The 14,495-nt window shown below is 46.0% G+C and carries 16 protein-coding genes; 8 read left to right on the top strand and 8 right to left on the bottom strand.

The features are described 5' to 3' along the window. The first annotated feature begins 1 nt into the window (after position 1). Positions 2-478: a transcription elongation factor GreA gene (greA, locus tag EOO49_RS00540; protein WP_290841923.1), complete on the top strand. Its 477-nt coding sequence runs from the start codon at positions 2-4 to the stop codon at positions 476-478. A 56-nt stretch (positions 479-534) separates the two neighbouring features. After that, positions 535-930, top strand: a complete 396-nt coding sequence (locus EOO49_RS00535; RefSeq protein WP_290841922.1) for an HIT family protein — start codon at positions 535-537, stop codon at positions 928-930. 103 nt (positions 931-1,033) lie between these two features. On the opposite strand, the gene EOO49_RS00530 is transcribed toward EOO49_RS00535, so the two are convergent. After that, a complete protein-coding gene (locus EOO49_RS00530; RefSeq protein WP_290841921.1) occupies positions 1,034-2,179 on the bottom strand; it encodes a HAMP domain-containing sensor histidine kinase in 1,146 nt (381 codons plus the stop codon). A 66-nt stretch (positions 2,180-2,245) separates the two neighbouring features. Beyond that, positions 2,246-2,833, bottom strand: a complete 588-nt coding sequence (locus tag EOO49_RS00525; RefSeq protein WP_290841920.1) for a DUF3109 family protein — start codon at positions 2,831-2,833, stop codon at positions 2,246-2,248. 132 nt (positions 2,834-2,965) lie between these two features. On the opposite strand from EOO49_RS00525, the gene EOO49_RS00520 reads away from it, so the two are divergent. Genes EOO49_RS00520 through EOO49_RS00510 form a run of 3 tightly spaced genes read left to right on the top strand, consistent with a single transcriptional unit; the run spans position 2,966 to position 4,395 of the window. Next, the gene (locus tag EOO49_RS00520; RefSeq protein WP_290841919.1) at positions 2,966-3,541 is read left to right on the top strand and encodes a MarC family protein; all 576 of its coding nucleotides are present in this window, start codon (positions 2,966-2,968) and stop codon (positions 3,539-3,541) included. 49 nt (positions 3,542-3,590) lie between these two features. Further along, positions 3,591-3,791: a hypothetical protein gene (locus EOO49_RS00515; protein ID WP_290841918.1), complete on the top strand. Its 201-nt coding sequence runs from the start codon at positions 3,591-3,593 to the stop codon at positions 3,789-3,791. 1 nt (position 3,792) lies between these two features. Next, on the top strand, positions 3,793-4,395 hold the full coding sequence (locus EOO49_RS00510; RefSeq protein WP_290841917.1) for an FAD-dependent oxidoreductase: 603 nt from the start codon (positions 3,793-3,795) through the stop codon (positions 4,393-4,395). Positions 4,396-4,543: 148 nt separating this feature from the next. On the opposite strand, the gene EOO49_RS00505 is transcribed toward EOO49_RS00510, so the two are convergent. The 3 genes from EOO49_RS00505 to EOO49_RS00495 form a co-directional block, all read right to left on the bottom strand. Then, the gene (locus EOO49_RS00505) at positions 4,544-6,124 is read right to left on the bottom strand and encodes a S41 family peptidase (protein ID WP_290841916.1); all 1,581 of its coding nucleotides are present in this window, start codon (positions 6,122-6,124) and stop codon (positions 4,544-4,546) included. Further along, complete coding sequence (locus tag EOO49_RS00500) at positions 6,121-6,552, bottom strand: dCMP deaminase family protein (protein WP_290841915.1); 432 nt, start codon at positions 6,550-6,552, stop codon at positions 6,121-6,123. The genes EOO49_RS00505 and EOO49_RS00500 overlap by 4 nt, the downstream gene beginning before the upstream one ends. A 95-nt stretch (positions 6,553-6,647) precedes the next feature. Further along, positions 6,648-7,238 carry a HupE/UreJ family protein gene (locus EOO49_RS00495; RefSeq protein ID WP_290841914.1) on the bottom strand — a complete coding sequence of 197 codons (591 nt, stop codon included), beginning with the start codon at positions 7,236-7,238 and terminating at the stop codon, positions 6,648-6,650. 203 nt (positions 7,239-7,441) lie between these two features. Between EOO49_RS00495 and EOO49_RS00490 the strand changes: the two genes are divergently transcribed. Next, positions 7,442-7,873 carry a TerB family tellurite resistance protein gene (locus EOO49_RS00490; protein WP_290841913.1) on the top strand — a complete coding sequence of 144 codons (432 nt, stop codon included), beginning with the start codon at positions 7,442-7,444 and terminating at the stop codon, positions 7,871-7,873. Between the two features lie 102 nt (positions 7,874-7,975). On the opposite strand, the gene EOO49_RS00485 is transcribed toward EOO49_RS00490, so the two are convergent. The 3 genes from EOO49_RS00485 to EOO49_RS00475 all read right to left on the bottom strand — a co-directional run bounded on the left by EOO49_RS00485 (position 7,976) and on the right by EOO49_RS00475 (position 11,468). Beyond that, entirely contained in the window at positions 7,976-8,704 is a 729-nt protein-coding gene (locus tag EOO49_RS00485; protein ID WP_290841912.1) for a hypothetical protein, read from the bottom strand. 37 nt (positions 8,705-8,741) lie between these two features. Continuing rightward, a complete protein-coding gene (gene fbp, locus EOO49_RS00480; RefSeq protein ID WP_290842045.1) occupies positions 8,742-9,758 on the bottom strand; it encodes a class 1 fructose-bisphosphatase in 1,017 nt (338 codons plus the stop codon). A 123-nt stretch (positions 9,759-9,881) separates the two neighbouring features. Continuing rightward, a complete protein-coding gene (locus EOO49_RS00475) occupies positions 9,882-11,468 on the bottom strand; it encodes an ELWxxDGT repeat protein (protein ID WP_290841911.1) in 1,587 nt (528 codons plus the stop codon). Between the two features lie 620 nt (positions 11,469-12,088). Here EOO49_RS00475 and EOO49_RS00470 point away from each other — a divergent pair. Beyond that, the gene (locus tag EOO49_RS00470; RefSeq protein ID WP_290841910.1) at positions 12,089-12,556 is read left to right on the top strand and encodes a GNAT family N-acetyltransferase; all 468 of its coding nucleotides are present in this window, start codon (positions 12,089-12,091) and stop codon (positions 12,554-12,556) included. A 57-nt stretch (positions 12,557-12,613) separates the two neighbouring features. Beyond that, complete coding sequence (locus tag EOO49_RS00465; RefSeq protein ID WP_290841909.1) at positions 12,614-13,870, top strand: aspartate kinase; 1,257 nt, start codon at positions 12,614-12,616, stop codon at positions 13,868-13,870. Positions 13,871-14,495 lie beyond the last annotated feature (625 nt).

Genomic DNA, 14,495 nt, shown 5'->3' with positions numbered 1-14,495 from the left:
TATGAGTACAGTATCGTATTATACCGCAGACGGATTGAAAAAGCTGCGCGAGGAACTTGACCACCTGAAAAACGTGATGCGCCCGAAAGCATCCCAAGATATAGCCGACGCTCGCGATAAAGGCGATTTGTCGGAAAATGCAGAATATGACGCAGCGAAAGAAGCACAGGGTTTGCTGGAAATGCGAATCGCCAAACTCGAGGAACTGCACGGAAACGCACGTCTTATCGACGAATCGCAGCTCGACACTTCGAAGGCTTTGGTTTTGTCGAAAGTGAAAATCCGCAATTTGGCCAACAAAATGGAGATGACTTACACCTTGGTCGCCGAAAGTGAAGCCGATCTAAAAGCCGGAAAAATCTCGGTAACTTCTCCCATTGGAAAAGGTTTGCTTGGAAAATCTGTGGGCGACGTCGCAGAAATCACCGTTCCGAACGGAAAGCTGAACTTCGAGATTCTCGAGCTTTCGAGAGACTGATTTCAAAATCCGAACGTTCGGCCTAAAACAATTAAAATTCCCAAATTTCACCTTACATGTCCATTTTCACCAAAATCATAAACGGAGAACTTCCGGCCTATAAAATCACCGAAGACGAGAATTACCTGGCGTTTCTGGATATCAATCCGAATGCGAAAGGCCACACGCTTTGTATCCCGAAGAAAGAAGTCGACAAGATTTTCGATTTGGATTCAGACGAATTTCTGGGTTTGATGAAATTCTCGAGACGCGTCGCCAAAGCTTTAGAGAGCGCCGTCGACTGTAAACGCGTCGGAATGGCAGTGATAGGACTCGAAGTGCCTCACGCCCACGTTCACCTGATTCCTTTGAACCACATGGACGAAATGCGTTTCGAGCAAAAAGTGAAACTCACACCAGAAGAATTCGAGCAAGTCGTAAAAGACGTTCGCGAAAAACTGCTGACTGAGTAAAACCGAAATATCAGACAAACAAAAAACCGTCTCAACTGACGGTTTTTTTATGCGATAAAGTTTCTGCACGATACTGCTTCTGCCGCTGCAACTGCTACTTTCTTCAAACGGTTTTCGGAAAGCTCGCCTGCATGATCGTGCCGCGATTGATCTCTGAACTCAAAACCTTGATGCGTCCTTTGTGGTAATCCTCGACGATGCGTTTGGTGAGCGACAAGCCCAAACCCCAACCGCGCTTTTTGGTCGTGAATCCGGGTTCGAAAACTTTCTTGAACTGACTTTTGGCGATGCCTTTGCCCGAATCGCAAACCTGGATCTTGATGTGCTTCGCGTCTTCGGAAATCCTAACGTCGAGTTTTCCGCGGCCTTTCATGGCGTCGATCGCATTTTTGACGAGATTTTCGATTGTCCAACTGTGCAAAGTCGGGTTTATGGAAATCATCACGGAATGTTCCGGCGCTTTGAACGAGAACTCGATGTTGGTGAAACGCGATTTGAGATATTCGTATGATTCTCGGGTTTCGGCAATGATATCGCGGGTTTCAAGCGAAGGTTCTGACCCGATTTTCGAGAATCGGTCGGCGATCGTTTGCAGTCGTACCACGTCTTTCTCGATTTCGGTTACCGTCAATTCGTCCACGTCATCGGCTTTCATGATTTCGATCCATCCGAAAAGCGAAGACAACGGCGTCCCAATTTGATGCGCGGTTTCCTTTGCCATTCCCGCCCAAAGTTTGCTCTGACTTTCCAACTTACTCGAGCGATAATATGTGATTACCATCGCGATGAACATGACTGAAACGAGCAAAAGCGCAATTGGGTAATATTTGAGTTTTACGATACGCTCGGAGTTTCCGTACCAGGCATATTGCACTTGTCCGGTTGAAATCTCGACTTTGATCGGAGCATTTTCTTTCTTGAACTGCTCCAGATATTCTCGCAGTTTTTCGGGATTTTTGGCCTCGACGGTGTCGATGTTCCTCACGTTTACGATCGAATCTTTCTCTGTCATAATGATCGGGATCGTCGTATTTCTTTGCAGGATCTGGCTCGGAAGTTCCACATCGGTAAACTCGTCGGCGTTATTCAGTGTCTTGAGACTTTCTGCCCAAAGTTCCATTTTTGCCAATTCCTCCTCTTTGAATATTCGGAAGTAAGAATACGTCTGATAAAGAACGATCAGCACAAAAATAAACGAAACGCCAATGATGATCCATTGACTCAGGCTTCGTCTCTCGTTAAATTGCATAAAGTGGAATTTTCGTTGAAGTCCAAAGATAACGAAAACTGTCGCCGAATATTTTTGGCAGGATTTCTACCGTCTTCGCGGATTCGGATTGTCTTTGAGGTCAGATGCGATTTTCTCGAGCTCCATGTACCAATCTTCGCCAAAACGTCTCACGAGCGCTTCCTTGACGAATTTGTAAACCGGAACCTCGAGTTCTTTGCCAAGTGCGCAAGCCGGATCGCAAATGTCCCATTCGTCATAATTGACAGCCGCGAACTCAGAAAAATCCTTGACGCGAATCGGATACAAATGACAGGAAACCGGTTTTTTCCAGTCGATCAGACCTTGGTTGTACGCTTGTTCTATTCCGCAAAGCGCGGTCTTTCCGTCAAAAATCACGTAGGCGCAATCTTTGTCGTCGATCAGCGGCGTTTCCAAAGTGCCGTCTGTTCCGATAATCCATTTCCCTTGTTGCTCGATTGCCGCGATTCCCTCCGGACGCAAAAACGGTTTTACCTTGTCGTAAATTCCGTCCATGATCGCAAGTTCTTCCTCGAGCAAAGGTGCGCCCGCGTCTCCGCCCACGCAGCAAGCGCCATGACAGGCCGACAGATTGCACACGAACTCATTTTCAAGAATGGCTTCGGATACTATGGTTTTACCGAGTTGGAACATTTTAAAGTGGAAAAAGTGCGCAAAGATACCTTGAAAATAAGCACTTTCGCAAAAGACCCGAAAATTAACGTTCCCTTAAGTTTCCCAAGCACATTCCCGAACTACTTTTGCACCTCCAAAAATCAAACAGCAATGCAACTCGATTTCAAACAAATAGCCACTGTGACGATGGTACTTTTCGCGGTAATCGACGTGATCGGAAGTATTCCCGTGATCGTTGATTTGCGTTCGCGCCTCGGACACATCCAGTCTGGAAAAGCTACAATAGTAGCCGCAATTATCATGGTCGCTTTCCTTTTTGTGGGCGAAGGCTTGCTGAAATTGATCGGAATCGACGCCAATTCGTTTGCCGTTGCCGGAGCTTTCGTATTGTTTTTCATGGCACTCGAAATGATTTTGGGAATTCGGCTTTACAAGGACGACAACCCAAGTACGGCCTCGATCGTACCGATTGCATTTCCGTTGATCGCGGGCGCAGGAACGATGACCACGATATTGTCGCTGCGTTCGGCTTACGACAAGATCAACATCATAATCGCCATTTTGATCAACGTCATCATCGTTTACGGCGTGCTCAAATCTTCTGGTAAAATCGAGAAGTGGCTGGGCGTGAACGGCATCGGAATCATCCGCAAAATCTTCGGTGTAATCCTGCTTGCGATCGCTGTTAAATTATTCGCAGCAAACGTTAAAGGCCTATTCCTGTAGGACGTTTTTCACTAATTTCACCCTTTGAAATATTCATATAAATCCAAAGATGAAAATTTTCACTTCCATATTGGTCGTAATCGCGATCGTCCTGATCATCTTCAATATCACGCTCCTAGATTTCAATAATCTCTTCGAAGGCGATAGTCTCGTAGGACTTATCGGAATCGTGGCCTCATTTTGCGCGGTATGTATCTTACTCATTTTCAGGATGTCGAGATTGATCGAAGAAAAATCAAAAAACCATTAGAATGTACGACGTACTGATTGTTGGCGGAGGCGTTGCAGGAGTTTCTTGTGCGCTGGTTCTCGGATCTGCCAAAAACAAACCTTTCATGTCCGATAAAAAGATCGGAATCATCACACACCAAAAAACATCGAATTTACAGGAAGCGCTTTTCAACAATGCATACGGAGTTCCCGCGGGCACACTCGGAGCCGATTTGCTGAACACGACGCTGGAACAGTTGGCGACTTTATATCCTGAAGTCGAGCAGATTCCAACCGAAAAAGTCATGTCGATCGAAGGTGAATTCCCGAATTATACTGTTGTTACGAACAGGAATTCATATCAGGCGAAAAACATCGTTCTGGCTGTCGGATGGGCGAATACGTTCGCGATCGAAGGCTTGATGGACGCTGTCGAACCACACAAGAAATCGTTGGTTGACAAGAATCGCATCCAACTCAAAAACGTCGACCACAAAGTGAAAGACGGAATTTATGTAGCCGGGACGTTGGCCGGATGGAGAAGCCAACTCGCAATTGCCGCCGGAAGTGGCGCAGCAGTCGCAACAGATCTTCTTACAGAATTCAACAATGGCATCAATTCCCAGAGTCACGATAAGAGATAATGCCGGAGTGCCGGAGTGCCGGAGTAAAAGCTACTGGATCCGAAAATACCGACCAAATTTTCTACTGCTGATTCTCGAAAAAAGCAAAAAGCCAATCCGTTTCGGATTGGCTTTTCTCTTCACATCAAATATATTCTTAGGCACTTCTTCACTCAGGCACTTTTACTAAAACCGCCTTTATCATCGCATCTCCAGGCAAAACAATGTCGAAATATTTGTCTTCTCCGTAAAGTTGACGCGCGAATTCCGCCGACAAATATCGTTTTACAAGCGATTTGTTTTTGTCGATCTTGAGTTCGAGTCCGTTGCGTTTCAGGTATTTCTGGAAATTGGTGTAATAAACCTCATCGCTTTCCATTTTCTGTTTGAATTGCTCGAACGACAAGCCTTTGAAATCGTTGCGTTTCGTGTCAAGTTGCTCGAAAACAAAGTAGCTCACCGCGCCCGATTGCATCAAATAAGCGACGCCTTCGTCTCCGTGCTCGACTTCAAGTGGCACAAAAACATCCGGCACGATTCCGCCGCCGCCGTAGACGATTTTCCCTTTCGGAGTCTTGAATTTAAGCGTGTCGGCAATGTGGATACTGTCTTTGTCGTATAATTCGCCGCTTTCGAAACGCTTGTCGAAATCCTTGAAATATTCGTCGTTGCCTTTGTCGTAAGGCTTTTGGATGGAACGCCCGGTTGGCGTATAATAACGCGCGATCGTGAGTCGCACCGCCGATCCGTCCTCGAAATCCATTTCTCTTTGCACCAATCCTTTTCCGAAAGATCGACGTCCTATTATTGTTCCGCGGTCGTTGTCCTGGATTGCTCCGGCCAAAATTTCGCTGGCCGAAGCCGAATTTTCGTTGATCAGGATATCGACTTTCCCGCTTTCAAAATTTCCACCAGATGTCGCGAAAGTCTTGTCGGTTCTGCCTTTTTGGTTTTTCGTGAACACGATCAGTTTTTTGTCCGACAGAAAATCATCGGCAATTTCGACCGCTTTCTCGAGATAACCGCCGCCGTTGTCTCGCAAGTCTATCACGATTTCTTTCGCGCCCGATTTCTTGAGTTTCGACAGACCTTCGGCAAATTCGTCATAAGTCGTTTCGGCAAAGCGATTGATTCGGATATAACCGACATTCTGGTCCAGCATCGTGGCCACGTCTACAGATTTTATCGGAACGATGTCGCGCGTCACATTGACCTTGAAGGTCTTGCCGGTACTTTTTCTGAAAACCGTCAGTTGCACCGCCGAACCTTGAGCGCCTTTCAATTTGGTAAACAAGCTGTCGGTTGGTAATTTTCTTCCGAACAGTTTGGTTTTTCCGGCGTACATCAATCGGTCTCCAGGCAAAATTCCGGCCTTTTCCGATGGACCGTTTTCAACCGGCATAATCACCGCGACCGTGTCTTTGTACATATAAAAATTAACGCCAATTCCGACAAAATCACCTTTCATGCTTTGGGCGACTTCTTGCTGTTCATCGGGAGAAATATAGACAGAATGCGGATCGAGTTGCGCCAGAATGTTGCTCACGGTCAAATCGACGATGGAATCGGTGTTGACTTTATCGACATATTCGTTGTCAATGAAATCGATCAATCGGTCGAGTTTGTTCTTGTGCATGCTCGCTTTTGGCGTAAGGGAATGCGTCGGAAAATTGAGCATTCCGCCAATCAGGATTCCCAAAGCCAAGACTCCGAACAACAAAATCGGAAGGTATTTGAGGTTGTTCTTCATTCGTCCAGATCGGTTATGTGCTCCGTGATCACGCCCGCTTTCTGCAAAAACGCGATTCCCGAATTGTCCTTGTAAGCTTCCTGGAAAACCACGCGCTTGATTCCCGCCTGATGGATCAACTTACTGCATTCGCGGCAAGGCGACATGGTGATATAAAGTGTCGCGCCCTCGGCAGATTGCGTCGATCCGGCGACTTTTAGGATCGCATTCGCCTCGGCGTGCAAAACGTACCAGTGCGTGAGTCCGTCGATGTCTTCGCAATTGTTCTCGAATCCGGACGGCGTTCCGTTGTATCCGTCCGAAATGATCATTCGGTCGCGCACGATAATGGCTCCGACCTGTTTGCGTTTGCAGTAGGACAATTGGCTCCATTCGCGCGCAATCCGCAGGTAGGCCTTGTCGTATTTGTTGAGTTTTATTTCTTCCATGCTATGTTTTCAAAACGCCAAAAAAAAGGCGAAAAACAGGTCTTAAACCTGACACGTCTCAAGAAGTGACAGGTCTATATTTTCGTAGCTTTCCGTCATTTCCAAATCTCGCTTCCCAAAATCATCGGAATCACAACTCCAATGACAAAAGCCGAAACCACCAAAGCGTAATCGCGTTTGTTGAATCTGAAGAAATTCTGGACGACATAAGAGAAAATCAAAGCCACCAGAACCACGATCAGTTGGGCGATTTCGATGCCCAAGGCGAATTCGAGCAAAGGTACTAGCTTTTCAGATGCGCTTCCTGGTAAAATTGCCTTAAAATAATTGGAAAACCCAAGGCCGTGAATGAGTCCGAAAGAAAGCGTGATAAAGCCCAAAACGCTGATGTTTTCTGACTTGGCGGTCTTTCCGGCCGTGACAAGATGGTAGGCCGCGGTAACCAGAATCGTTATCGGAATCAAAAACTCGACGAGACTCGCCTTGATGGTCACGATTCCAAAAACCGACATGATAAGCGCCAAGGTATGTCCGACCGTAAAAATCGAAACCAAAAGCAGCAATCGTTTCCAGTCTTTGAAAGCGTATGGCACGGTGAGAGCGATCAGGAAAAGCACGTGGTCGTAGGCCTTGATGTCAAGCACGTGACGCAGACCCGTTTCGAGGTAGATTTGGAATTCAGACATAATTCATATTTCGGATTCGAGGAAATCCCGTTGTTTGGCAGGAGTAAACTTACGGATTTTCCCAAAATCCTGAGTTAGCAGGTTCGTACAGCAAACGGAAACCGACCGCGATTTGTTGGATTAAAACGTTCATTTTTTCTTAAATGCCGATGTTAAAATTTGAAATACGACTTATATTTGCAGCTGTTTTAAAAACACTTACTATGTCATTTTCCGATTTATTCGACAGCGGTTTTAAAGATAGAAACAAAGGTCACTTCGCATCGATCGTGCGCGTGGCTTTGGAAAACGGTCACTTGAGCGAGGAAGAGCGCATCTTTTTGGATCAGCTCGCCAACAGACTTGAGATTTCAACCGAGGAATACGCCGAAATCCTTGAAAACCCAAGAAAATACCCGATCAACCCGCCATATCTTCACACGCAACGTCTCGAGCGCCTTTACGATTTGTCGCGAATGGTTTATGCCGACCACGTTTTGGGTCCGAAGCAAAAAGAAATCCTTACGCGTTTCGCTTTGGCGCTCGGATTTACGCCGGGCAACGTGAATTACATTGTCGACAAAGCTTTGTCTTTGCTGGTAATGAACGTCGATTCGGATACTTTTGTGTACGAAATGACGCACATGAACAAATAGTGGCCAAGTTCAAAGCGCCTGAGTGCCTGAAAACTTCACAACATAAAAAAGTCAGACCGTTTTGAGTCTGACTTTTTGTTTTTTGGAATAATCCGAAGCGATTTACGGAAGCGAATACTCGTATGTGATCTCTTCGAGAATCTGGTTTGATCCGGCATATCTGGTCGTGATTTTTGTCGGAAGATTTTCGGAATTGTACTCGATTGTCCGTTGGATCGTCTCCGAACCATCGGCCTCGCTCAACAGATTGTTCGAAGATCTGAAGAAATCGGTCGACTGATACAATTCGAATTGTTCCTCGAAAATCAGCCTAAAATTCATATTGTGCCAAGCGAACGGATTCTTTTTATCATCGTAAGTATACAAGTAAGGATTCACCGAAGTTCCAATCGGATTATCTGACAAATAAACGTACTCCGTTCCATAACTGTCTTTGTGCAACAGGCCTGAACTCGTGTATTCGAGATCGCTTCCAAATCCGAGATTCTTGATTTTATCGCCGTTGTAAGTAACTGTTGATGGCGTAAAATTCGCGATTTGATACGACACGATTTTGTTTCCGTCGTATTGATAAGTGTAATTTTGCGATTCAAGAATGTCGCCCGTACCGCTCGTTACGACTTTCATGATCGACGTCACGTCTTTCCCGGAATAATTGAAGTCGAAAGTGCCGACCAACTGCGCCGTCGGTTGTCCGCTGAAAAGTTTCACGGTCATTTTTTCGACAAATCTTTCGTCGTTTTGCAGATTTTCGGCGCTGTCGTCAGAACTGCATCCGACGAAAGTCGAAACACCGGAAGCGATCAAAAAAGCGTAAAGTATCTTTTTCATATGATATTGTTTGTTCTCTGAATGAGCAAGTTGAAACCTAAGATAGTGATTTTGCCTTTTCCATGAACATCTCGGCCGTTTCCACCATGTTTTTGCTTCCGCAGAAGAAAGGCACGCGCTGGTGCAATTCCGTCGGTTTGATTTCCATGATTCTTCCGAAACCGTCGGACGCCTTTCCGCCTGCCTGCTCGGCGATAAATGCCATCGGATTGCATTCGTACATCAACCGCAATTTGCCATTTGGCGCTTTGGAACTCGTCGGATAAATATAGATCCCGCCTTTGATCATATTGCGATGGATGTCTGAAACCAAACTTCCGATGTAACGCGAAGTATACGGCCGATTGCCTTCTTCCATCTGGCAATATTTGATGTAATCCTTAACGCCTTGCGGAAAATGCACGTAATTCCCCTCATTGATTGAATAAATCGTGCCGTCTTCCTTGAATTTTAGGTTCGGATGCGAAAGATAAAACGTCCCGATCGCCGGATTGAGCGTAAAGCCGTTCACGCCGTGGCCAGTGGTGTAAACCAACATCGTCGACGTGCCGTAAATCACGTAACCTGCGGCGACTTGCTGCGTTCCGGGTTGCAGGAAATCTTCCAGAGTCACTGGCGTCCCAACCGGAGTGACGCGCCTGAAAACAGAAAAAATCGTCCCGACCGAAACATTCACGTCAATGTTGGACGAACCGTCAAGCGGATCCATCAACACGACATATTTGTTCGAATGGCTGTTGTCCGATCCGCAAACCGTTATGAAATCGTCGCTTTCTTCGGACGCGATGCCGCACACAATCTCACGGTTGATCAAAGTCTGGATAAAAACCTCATTCGCGTAAACGTCGAGCTTTTGCTGGTCTTCGCCTTGAATATTCACGTCTCCGGCCGCTCCGATGATGTCGACCAATCCGGCCTTGTTGACTTTGTAGTTTACGACTTTGGCTGCGAGCCTGATCGAGTTGATTATTCGGGACAATTCGCCCGTCGAGTATCTGAATTGTTCCTGTTTCTCGATGATGTATTCACCAAGGGTTTTGTTGCGTTCTTCCATTACGAAATCGATATAGTTGTGCAAATATCGCAATTTCAGAATCCACATTATCAACTTGTCGGCAAAATCCTCAAACAAAAAAGGCCATCCGCAAGAATGACCTTTCGAGCTGCTTTGGAAATATTATATTTTCTGGAATTTCACGATATTTTCCGAACCGCTTACCGATTTGATTTTTATCAGATAAAGTCCTGAAGACAAGCCGGAAACATCGATGGAATTTCCATTTGACGTCAAAACCCTTTGTCCGGTCAACGAGAATATCGAGACTTCGTTCACCATCTGACTATCCACAGATTGGATATTCAAGATGCCATTCGTCGGATTCGGGTAAACCACAAAACCATTTCTCGAAACTTCGGGCGCCGACAGGTTCGAAGGTGTGAATTTGTGAAGTTCTGCGCCAGTGTTTCCGTATTCGGCCTTGAAATACAAATTGTTGTTATAGCTCACATAAAACGGAATGAAATACATCGGGCTCAAGCCGGGATAATTCGCCAAAATTTTCTGTGTTCCGGCTTCGGTGCCGTCCGTGACCCAAAATTCGCTACCGTTTGATCCGTCGTCGGCCACGAAATACAAAAGGCCGTTGAAAACCACGAATTCATTCGGAGCCGAATAATTGGTAGGATTGATGTCTTTCAGCATGAACGTTCCGGCTTCCGTTCCGTCGGAAACCCAAAGTTCGGTGTTTGCCGCACTTCCGTCGGTTGCCTGGAAATACACTTTGCCGTTGTAAGCCGTGAGCGCGCCAGGAAACGAATCACCTCCAACCCAAATGTCTTTTACCAAAACGGTTCCTGCTTCTGTTCCATCTGTTTTCCACAATTCAAAACCTTCGTTGCCCGTTCTAGCCCGGAAAAACAATTGGCCGTTGGCTTCGACGAATTCGTTTAGACTCGATCCTTCGAACGGTTCGGGATTGATGTCTTTGACCATGTGCGTTCCGGCTTCGGTTCCGTCCGTAACCCAAAGTTCGTCTCCGTTTTCGTCATCGGCACGAAAGTAAAGTTGCCCGTTGAATTCGTGGAAAAGTCGCGGATATCCATCGCCCGAAGCGTAAATGTCCTTGAGCAAAACCGTTCCAGATTCAGTTCCGTCGCTCGTCCAAAGTTCGTCTCCGGTTTCGTTCGTGTAAGCGCGAAAAATGAGTTTTCCGTTGTAAACCGTGAGTTGTGACGGATAAGAACTTTCGATTGGATTGATGTCTTTCACCATATGCGTGCCCGCAGTTGTGCCATCGGTTACCCAAAGCTCGTAGCCGTTCGTTCCATTGTCGGCTTGGAAAAACGCCTGGTTTCCGATAACCGTGAATTCGGCCGGAACCGAACTTCCTGCGCCGGGATTGATGTCGAGTACCTGAAAACTTCCGGCTTCGGTTCCATCGGAAACCCAAAGTTCGTAACCTGTGTTGTCTGCCGCCGAAAAGACAAGTTTGTTGTTAACAACGGTTAATTCGGTGATCTCGGAACTCCCGAACGGGTTCAGATCTTTGACCATTTGCGTTCCGGATTCTGTTCCGTCGCTTGCCCAAAGTTCGCCTCCGTTGTTGTCATCATTGGCGTAAAAATAGATCTTTCCGTTGTAGACCACAGGCTGTAAAATGCCCGAGCCTTCCGGACCCGCGAAGATGTCCTTGACCAGTTCAACCGTTTGTGCCGACGCGCCCGCAAAAAGCAACATCGCGCCCAGAGTAAAGATTTTTTTCATTGTAGTTGTTTTGAAATATCGTTGTTGACCTACCAAGTTACGTCTCAATTACCACTTGTCGAGGGTAAATTTGGCTTTCCCTACCAGTTTTTGGCACGAAAACGACTTCGCTGTTTCGCCAGAAAAAATGATATCCGAAAACCCGAAATTACGTCAGGTGCTAGAATCTCGATTACAGATTTTCTGTAATTTTTGTTAAATGTAGGTTTGGGGATTTGGAGGTGCATTTCGACGTTGGCTTGTGCGGGCGTGTCGCGCGGATGCGATGTGCGGGTGTGACGCGGGTGTGACGCGGGTGCGTCGCGGGTGTCGCGCGCGGGTGTGTGCGCGGGTGTGTGCGCGGGTGTGTGCGCTTAAGACCTAACAAATCTTTTAAGATTTGTTAGGTCTGACGAAAAGGCAAAAATCAAACAAAAAATCACGTAAAAAACCAGGCAGAAAAACGAGTCGAAAATCGATTAAAAATCGATTAAAAAAGCCGCGACAAATCCAAAGCAAAATCGCAAAAATCAGCTGCGCCAAAACCGACCAAGACAAAATAAATTGCCTCACAAAAATCAAAGGTAAATCGACAATCACAAAACCACCGCATTCGTATATTTGCGAACCAACACATTCCCATGAATATTCGTCCCGGAACCAAAAATGACATGCCCGACGTCTTGCGTCTGATTACCGAACTCGCCATTTTCGAGCGAGAACCGCAAGCCGTAGAAGTCACGGTTGACGATTTGGTGCGCGACGGTTTCGGAAACGATCCGTTATTCTATACTTTCATTGCCGAAATTGACGGCAAAATTGTTGGAATGGCGCTTTATTATTACCGATTTTCGACCTGGAAAGGAAAGACGATCCACCTCGAAGATCTGATCGTAACCGAAGAGGCACGCGGCATCGGCGTTGGTTTGGCGCTGTATTCAAAAATCATCCAGCAAGGCAAGAAAGACAAGGTGCGCAGAATCGAATGGAATGTGCTCGACTGGAACGAACCCGCGGTAAAGTTTTACGAGAAATCGGGCGCGAAAATACTGCCTGACTGGCGCGTCGTTCATATGGACGAAAATGGCATTGAACAATTTTTAAACTAGAAACTACATCGGAAGCCTTCCAATTTGCCTGGCTTTCGAGAATCGATACTGATCAAAATGAGGATTTTCAAGTTCGGTGGCGCTTCCGTAAAAGACGCATCGGGAATTAGAAATGTGTACGAAGTGTTGCAGATTGCGGGACATGAGGATGTTTTACTCGTCGTTTCGGCCATGGGAAAAACCACAAACGCGCTCGAAGTCGTCGTGAAAACCTACATGGACAGATCGAAGGAATTGAAAGAAGCGGTACAAGACGTAAAAAAGTACCACAACGAGATTCTGCTTGATTTGTTCGAGGACGACAAACACAAGGTTTTTAGCGATGTGGCGGCGCATTTTTCAGATATGGACTATTTTCTGTCTCACAACAAATCGCCCAATTACAACTTCGTTTACGATCAGATCGTGAGTTACGGAGAATTGATTTCGACCGTGATTTTGTCGCATTACATGAACTTCCGAGGCATCGCGACAACCTGGATCGACGTGCGAAATTTCATCAAGACCGACAGCACATACCGCGACGCCAATGTCGATTGGGATTTGACGCAAAAAAACATCTCCAAGAACGTCAAGCGCAAGCAACTCAACATCGCCCAAGGTTTTTTGGGTTCGGACGAAAATGGTTTTACGACCACGCTCGGACGCGAAGGTTCCGACTATACCGCAGCGATTTTCGCCTATTGCTTGAACGCCGAAAACGTCACGATCTGGAAAGATGTTCCTGGCGTGATGAATGCCGATCCGCGTTATTTCGAGAATGCAAGACTTTTGAACCAGATTTCGTATCGCGAGGCCATCGAGTTGGCGTTTTATGGCGCGACGGTAATTCATCCGAAAACGCTTCAGCCTTTGCAGAAAAAGGAAATTCCGCTTTATGTGAAGTCATTCCTGAATCCGGATTTGCCCGGAACAAGCGTTTCAAAAGGCGCCGATCTCGATCCGCAAACTCCGTGTTTCATCGTCAAGAAAAACCAGTTACTCATCTCGCTTTCGTCTATCGATTTTTCGTTTATCATGGAAGAAAACATATCCGAAATCTTCGCTTTATTGCACAAATATCAGATGAAAGTTTCGCTGATCCAGAATTCGGCCATCAGTTTTTCGGTTTGTGCCGACGATAAATTCGGAAATTTCAGCGAACTCAAATCGCTGCTTTCCAAGAAATTCAAAGTGCGCTTCAACGAAAATGTGTCGCTTTATACGATTCGTCATTTCGATGAAAAATCGTCCAAAATGGTCGAGAAAGACAAGACTGTCCTTTTGAAACAAATCAGCCGCGAAACCTTGCAGATCGTAACTTTGGAGCACTAGAACCTCGCGGATCAATTTCAAAATCCGGTAAATCAGCACTGACGAACTCATTTTTTATCGACCAATTGGTTGAAAAGCAATATTTTGTTGGCGATACCGATGTTCAACAGGGAGACTCATGATTTGCTAGAAGTCGTTGACTGCCTAAGAAAAGATTGTCAGTCAAATGTCGCAGACCGACTTTGCCAGCACAAATTCCGTAGGCTGATATCACCGAAACCACCTTATTCTCTTACAGTTGTAGTTTTGCGGAACAATATCTGAAAAATCGCAATCTCACGTCCTCGGAACTTTGATGTCAGGCAACCAAAGCGATCTTGAACGCTTCAAAATGCTTACAAGTCTAGTCGGCAATTGTCTCAAAAAACAACTAATTGAATCGCCGTTTATCACTGTTTACAGTCACTTTTGATTCTAATGCGACAATATCTGCGAAGCGCAAAATCTTTGAAAGCGGAACAATACTGTCATCGCTGGATTTACCTCGGACTTCGTCAAATGGACGCCGGACAAAAGATTACAACCACGGCCTGAAAGTGTTTGGAAAAATGGAAATGGAGTTATCGACGTAGCACTTCGTCTCGGGGAAATGCACGTGTCCTTTGATAAAATCCTTTCTTATGTA

The organism is Flavobacterium sp. (genome assembly GCF_004295795.1).
GTDB lineage: Bacteria > Bacteroidota > Bacteroidia > Flavobacteriales > Flavobacteriaceae > Flavobacterium.
The sequence above is the reverse complement of the archived record's forward strand: the minus strand, read 5'-3'. Positions and strand labels throughout refer to the sequence as shown.